Raw genomic sequence first — 6069 nt, 5'->3', positions numbered from 1 at the left:
ATTGATGATCGTTGCGGATCCAACTAACTCATCTGCTTTTTTTTCTCATTGTAAATAATTTTTAATTAGTTTTGCAAAGGACTAAAATTTTCAGGTAACACGCTACCGGTAGGTTTAGTTCAACAGCCAGTGGTTCGTTGCGTCTGAAAGACGAACACCCGAGGCGATAACCGAACGGACGAAGTAATGAACCCCCTGTTGGACAGCCTGTCCCGATTTTTTATCGCGAGAACCGATTACATGCCGTCAATAGGTATGGAGTTATCGTTAAGCATTTTGAAGATTATCACGAGGATTTGGTTATCCTCTTTTTTTTAGGGTTAAAATCAAGATTAACTTCAGAAATTACACATCTTAAAGAAGCGAAGGTCATTCGGTTACGGAAAAATATGGTTCCCGAAGAGTCGGGAGTGTTGCATGGTTAAAAATACAAAATGCACCGTTTTTATGCAACTATTTTTCTATATCTGAATCAAATAAAACGGAGGTTTTCCCATAACTTGTACCGATTTTTATCGGTAGACTGACGTTATACAACATTTTCGAAAAAATCCTGTTTAAATGAAAACTTATCAAATTAATACTTATCTTTGACGTTAGTAACGGAAAAAAGAGTATGATTGTTTCATTTAAAGATAAAGAAACTGAAAAAATTTGGAATGGAATTGTGTCAAAGAAACTTCCTAGAGAAATTCAAGATACAGCGAGAAGAAAATTGAGAATGATTAATAACTCAATTGATGTCAGCGATTTAAGGATTCCTCCAGCAAATAGCCTTGAAAAACTCAAAGGCAATTTGAAAGAATTTAACAGTATAAGAATAAATAACCAATGGAGAATTATTTTTAAATGGGATAACGGCAATGCTTTAGAAGTTGAAATTATAGATTATCATTAAAAATATAGAAAAATGGAAAAGCTAAAAAACATAACACCTGGAGAAATTTTATTAGAAGAATTTTTAATTCCTCTACAAATTACGCAATACAGACTTTCTAAAGACTTAGATATTCCGCAAACAAGGATTTCTGAAATAATTAAAGGTAACAGAAGAATTTCTGCAGATACAGCAGTAAGATTGAGTGCATACTTTGGAAACTCTGCTAAATTTTGGTTGGGAATTCAAGATGACTATGATATAGAAAATGAATTGAGTGAAAAACGAAGCGAAGTTAAGAGAATTAATAGTATCAGAAAACAAAAAAACGTTGCACAACAGCCAGGGGTTCGTTGCGTCTGAAAGACGAACACCAGAGGCAATAGTCGAACGGACGAAGTAATGAACCCCTGCAATCCAAGTGGTGATGCATCCGTAAAACCCCTAGCCCAGATAGTAGCGAAAATCCTTTGAGTCCCGGTGTTCGGGACTTAAAGATTGTAGCGGATAGCTGGATCAAGCTCCTGAAAAAACAACTTTTGAATGCTGGTAAATCCAACTGATGGAATAGTAATGGAAGTAAAACTTTTTTTCGTAAATTTGCACTCCAAAATAAAGGAATACCACTATGTTAGATAGACTTCAAATAGTAAAACAGCGTTTTGATGAGATTTCGGATTTGATTATTCAGCCCGAGGTGATTGCCGATCAGAAGCGCTATGTACAATTGAACAAAGAATATAAGGACTTAAAAGCCCTGGCTGAAAAGCGCGACGAATATGTCTTGCTTATGGCAAATATTGACGAGGCAAACGAAATTATTGCCGATGGAAGTGATGCCGACATGACGGAAATGGCCAAAATGCAATTGGATGAAGCTAAAGCGCGAATCCCAGAATTAGAAGAGGAAATCAAGTTCATGTTGATTCCGAAAGATGCGGAAGACGCCAAGAATGTAATGGTGGAAGTTCGTGCCGGGACGGGTGGGGACGAAGCAAGTATTTTTGCCGGCGATTTGTTCCGTATGTACAGCAAATATTGCGAAAGTAAAGGTTGGAGAACTTCGGTTGTGGACATGAACGAGGGAACTTCGGGCGGTTTCAAAGAGATTATTTTTGAAGTTACAGGTGAGGATGTTTACGGAACTTTGAAATTTGAAGCGGGCGTTCATCGTGTGCAACGTGTGCCACAAACGGAAACGCAAGGTCGCGTGCATACTTCGGCGGCAACCGTTATGGTATTGCCGGAAGCGGAAGAGTTTGACGTTCAAATTGATATGAACGACGTACGTGTCGACTTTTTCTGTTCGTCTGGACCAGGTGGACAGTCGGTAAATACCACAAAATCGGCCGTTCGATTGACACACATTCCAACAGGTTTAGTGGCACAATGTCAGGACCAGAAATCGCAACACAAAAATAAAGACAAGGCTTTGGGCGTTTTGCGTTCGCGTTTGTACGAACAAGAATTGGCCAAAAAACAAGCCGAAGATGCTACAAAACGGACATCGCAAGTAAGTTCGGGCGACCGTTCGGCCAAAATTCGTACTTATAATTATTCGCAAGGTCGTGTAACCGATCATAGAATTGGGATGGATATTTTTGACATGGATGGTGTAATGAACGGTAAAATTCAAAAACTGATTGACGAACTCCAACTTGTGAATAATATGGAGAAGTTGAAAGAAGCGAGTGAAGTATTTTAATCGTACTAAAATTTCAGACCTGAGGCTAAATCCGAACGGAGCGAAGCGAATTAAGAATTAAGACTAAAGGTAGAAAAAAGAAATGCCAGACAATTGTGTCTGGCATTTCTTTTTTCCATGATTTTTATAGCTTTAGTTCATTTCGGCAAACTCTTTCATTCCGATGTAATTTTCTATCAAATTAATTTCAGGTCTTCCTAAAACCACGCCCATATTAACACTACATCTTACAAAATATTCTTTTCCTTTTTCAACATTGATGTTTATTTCTTCTTTAGTCTCTAAAACACCGTAAAATTTGTGGTAACCAAAATTTTTAGTTTTAAAAACAAATTTTTCTCCATTTCGTAATCTTCCTACAACCGAATCATTGATGTTTTTTATTTTGTAGCCAAGTAAATAGCCAGCACCTGAACTGGGTCTGTAAAAATGAATGAGCGCGTAATCTGCATCTTCGGGTAATCTCGATTTGTTTTTTAGATCTCTTTTATTAGTAATAGTTGCGAGGGACTCTGAATCAAAATTTCGATACATTTTGGCCTTAACTCGATAGCAAGTACTGCCTAAAGCGGTTGGCTTTTTAATTTCGACTATGTGAACAATGTTTGCTCCTGCACTTCGAGCAGCAGATACTGCATCAGACACCACTTCATTGTAACCACAATCTTTTGTAAAGCCTGAATCGCCAATTTTAACGTCACCAATGAATTCTGAATCACTTGGTACTTGATCCTCAATGTTCAGAACAATTACCGCTCGTCCGGGATCGAGTCTTTGGTAATTGGTTTTTGCTAATTTACTTTTGACACTTGTTGCGCAACTTACAATAATTAGAGCCGAAAACAATAATGCTAGGTTTTTCATAATTGATACTATTTTAGATTGTTTTGAAATGAAACATAAATGGCGTCGCATCTTTATTTCGTAGCAAATGTAATAAGTTATTGCTCAGATTAAATGTCTCATTTTAAAAATTTAAATCTTTTTGCCACGGATTGTACAGATGAACACAGATTGCTTAGTCTCATAGATTAAAAATCCTTTTAAACTTTTTAATCTATGGCAAAAGTACTTGGTAATAATTGCGACAATATAACTTTCTTCTTATTTATATTTGTAGAATGTGCAACACATTAATTTTTCTTAGCTGCAGCCTTTACTTTTGCCAAAATAGGCTTCGATGGATTCCATTTAGCAAGTACAGCCGATTATAACTTTTTTTAAAAATTAAAATCCTAAAAAGCGAAATTCAAATTGCTATTGAAAATGTTTTCCCGAACTTTGCCCCAAACGCAACAATAAATGACTACACAACAACTCACACATCAAATCCAGCTCAAAAAATCATTTCTTTGTATAGGTTTGGATGTCGATTTACATAAAATACCACCGCATCTTTTAGCCACTGAAGATCCGATTTTCGAATTTAACAAAGCGATTATCGATGCCACGCACGATTTGTGTGTTTCCTACAAACCCAATACCGCTTTTTACGAAGCTTACGGCATTAAAGGTTGGTTGTCTTTGCAAAAAACAATCAATTACCTAAACGAAAAACACCCTGAAATTTTCACGATTGCCGATGCCAAACGTGGTGATATTGGAAATACTTCTTCGATGTATGCCAAAGCTTTTTTTGAAGATTTGGATTTTGATTCGGTTACCGTCGCTCCTTACATGGGAAAAGATTCAGTGGAACCTTTTCTAGCTTTCGAAAACAAACACACCATTTTATTGGCGTTGACTTCCAACGAAGGTGCTTTTGATTTTCAAACAAAAAAAATCGACCACAAGGAAGTGTACAAACACGTACTGGAAACTTCTAAAACGTGGAAAAATAGCGAAAAGCTGATGTATGTTGTGGGTGCTACAAAAGCCGAATACTTAAGCGATATTAGAAAAATTGTTCCCGATAGTTTTTTGCTGGTTCCGGGCGTTGGTGCTCAAGGCGGAAGTTTGTCAGAAGTTTGCAAGTTCGGAATGAATCAACAAGTTGGTTTGCTTATCAATTCATCACGAGGCATTATTTATGCTTCAAATGGAACTGATTTTGTCGAAAAGGCTAGGGCAGAAGCATTGAAAATGCAAGGTGAAATGGCTGCAATTTTGGATAAACAATAATTTAAAATGCTACCATCAATTAATTTTTGGACCTGATTTTTAAGTTATTTTAAGGTGCTTTCTTTACATGTTTAGATGTCATCCTAAATGGGTGTTTCAGTATTATTTATTTGATTTTAAAATCATTATCTTTTTTAATTAAAAAAAGCTGTTCAAAAATATTTTCGAACAGCTTTTTTTTAGGCAACGATTTTATAGCGTCTTAATTCACGGTATTGAATTCAACTATTGTCAATCTAGATTTTAAAGCATTTGTATCGGCTTCTGTCGAGCCTCCATAGGCAGGAAACGCTGTGGTGTTTATTTCTTGCGTTCCAGACCATCTGGTATAATTTACGTTAATAGTATACGGGTTTGCTCTTCCAGTTAACGTTAATACTGTGGTATAAGTAGACGGGAACGGCAATCGAATTAACGCATTGGTACCTGTATTTGAATTTTGTGCAGAGGCATAAATTGACGATTGCTTCACGCCGTCCAATAGAAGTCAAAAAACCCCATGCGATGCTACATCCGTAGCATTATTATGACTTACATAACCGGTTATTGTAATTAAATAGAGTCTAGTTTCACCTACGGGTACTGTAACTTGTTGTGATAAACCATTCACATTAACTACAGGTGTTGTAGTACTAAGTGTTTGAGGAGCACCACCTATTAAATTGAAAGTTTGACTCAAGTTCCCTATAGCCTTATTTTGATCTATTTTTTTTACAACACCATTTGCATCTTGCGTAAGAATTTGGTTCGTATTGGAACCTGCATTGATATTGCTGATTTTTAAAGGATCTGCATTTGTTGCAGGTACGATATGTAAAATGTTATCTGGAGCGGTTGTTCCTATTCCAACATTTCCTGTCGTAAAAACGGCATTAGCAGGGTTCGTACCATCGGTAAATTTACTGTTTTGTGTTGCAAATATTTGCCAAACGGATCCATCAAAGTAATATAAACCTTGGGATTTTATATTTACAGTCTGTGTCGTTATAACTGTTGGATCAATTACAGGATTGGTAATATAGACAATAGCACCTGTTTGTGCAGCCGAATAGCTTTTTGCATTTAGTTCGGCTCCCGTTAATCGTGGCGGAATAATACCGTCCAAGTTGGCAACAACCGCTGGCTTTCCTGTTACGTCTAAGGTGGCTTTTGGATCAGTGTTGTCAATACCCACTTGGCAAAAGGCCAAATTTGTAACTATCAACCCTACAATTATTAATATGTTTTTTTTCATGATTTCTATTTTGAAATTTAATTGAATAAATGTAAAGTTTCACAACATTGTTGATGGCATTTCCTCCCCTTCGGGGTTTTCTTTGGAGGCGTAGCCGTAAAAGAAAACCCCGAAGGGGAAAGATAAAAAAGT

7 protein-coding genes are annotated in these 6069 nt (G+C 36.7%); 4 read left to right on the top strand and 3 right to left on the bottom strand.

Features of this window, described 5'->3' with window-relative positions; all coding sequences use genetic code 11:
- Positions 1 to 616 precede the first annotated feature (616 nt).
- The 3 genes from ACIQ2X_RS12840 to prfA all read left to right on the top strand — a co-directional run bounded on the left by ACIQ2X_RS12840 (position 617) and on the right by prfA (position 2582).
- Entirely contained in the window at positions 617 to 898 is a 282-nt protein-coding gene (locus tag ACIQ2X_RS12840; RefSeq protein WP_396179320.1) for a type II toxin-antitoxin system RelE/ParE family toxin, read from the top strand.
- Positions 899 to 910: 12 nt separating this feature from the next.
- The gene (locus tag ACIQ2X_RS12835; RefSeq protein WP_396179319.1) at positions 911 to 1240 is read left to right on the top strand and encodes a HigA family addiction module antitoxin; all 330 of its coding nucleotides are present in this window, start codon (positions 911 to 913) and stop codon (positions 1238 to 1240) included.
- 265 nt (positions 1241 to 1505) lie between these two features.
- Positions 1506 to 2582 carry a peptide chain release factor 1 gene (gene prfA, locus ACIQ2X_RS12830; protein WP_396179318.1) on the top strand — a complete coding sequence of 359 codons (1077 nt, stop codon included), beginning with the start codon at positions 1506 to 1508 and terminating at the stop codon, positions 2580 to 2582.
- Positions 2583 to 2714: 132 nt separating this feature from the next.
- Here the strand turns inward: prfA and ACIQ2X_RS12825 are convergent, their stop codons facing one another.
- A complete protein-coding gene (locus ACIQ2X_RS12825) occupies positions 2715 to 3446 on the bottom strand; it encodes a hypothetical protein (protein WP_396179317.1) in 732 nt (243 codons plus the stop codon).
- A gap of 438 nt (positions 3447 to 3884) precedes the next feature.
- Between ACIQ2X_RS12825 and pyrF the strand changes: the two genes are divergently transcribed.
- Positions 3885 to 4703, top strand: coding sequence for an orotidine-5'-phosphate decarboxylase (gene pyrF, locus ACIQ2X_RS12820; RefSeq protein WP_396179315.1), 819 nt, complete (start codon positions 3885 to 3887; stop codon positions 4701 to 4703).
- 202 nt (positions 4704 to 4905) lie between these two features.
- Here the strand turns inward: pyrF and ACIQ2X_RS12815 are convergent, their stop codons facing one another.
- Positions 4906 to 5175, bottom strand: coding sequence for a hypothetical protein (locus tag ACIQ2X_RS12815; RefSeq protein WP_396179314.1), 270 nt, complete (start codon positions 5173 to 5175; stop codon positions 4906 to 4908).
- Positions 5176 to 5190: 15 nt separating this feature from the next.
- Positions 5191 to 5937: a hypothetical protein gene (locus tag ACIQ2X_RS12810; RefSeq protein WP_396179313.1), complete on the bottom strand. Its 747-nt coding sequence runs from the start codon at positions 5935 to 5937 to the stop codon at positions 5191 to 5193.
- Positions 5938 to 6069 lie beyond the last annotated feature (132 nt).

Source organism: Flavobacterium sp. (assembly GCF_044368625.1).
Classification (GTDB): Bacteria; Bacteroidota; Bacteroidia; order Flavobacteriales; family Flavobacteriaceae; genus Flavobacterium.
Note: the sequence above shows the minus strand (reverse complement) of the source record. Positions and strands in the feature narration are given on the sequence as shown.

Bases quoted from the DNA above. Each gene is read 5' to 3' on its own strand.
- ACIQ2X_RS12835 (WP_396179319.1), top strand. From the start codon at position 911: ATGGAAAAGCTAAAAAACATAACACCTGGAGAAATTTTATTAGAAGAA.
- ACIQ2X_RS12840 (WP_396179320.1), top strand. From the start codon at position 617: ATGATTGTTTCATTTAAAGATAAAGAAACTGAAAAAATTTGGAATGGA.
- prfA (WP_396179318.1), top strand. From the start codon at position 1,506: ATGTTAGATAGACTTCAAATAGTAAAACAGCGTTTTGATGAGATTTCG.
- ACIQ2X_RS12825 (WP_396179317.1), bottom strand. From the start codon at position 3,446: ATGAAAAACCTAGCATTATTGTTTTCGGCTCTAATTATTGTAAGTTGC.
- pyrF (WP_396179315.1), top strand. From the start codon at position 3,885: ATGACTACACAACAACTCACACATCAAATCCAGCTCAAAAAATCATTT.
- ACIQ2X_RS12810 (WP_396179313.1), bottom strand. From the start codon at position 5,937: ATGAAAAAAAACATATTAATAATTGTAGGGTTGATAGTTACAAATTTG.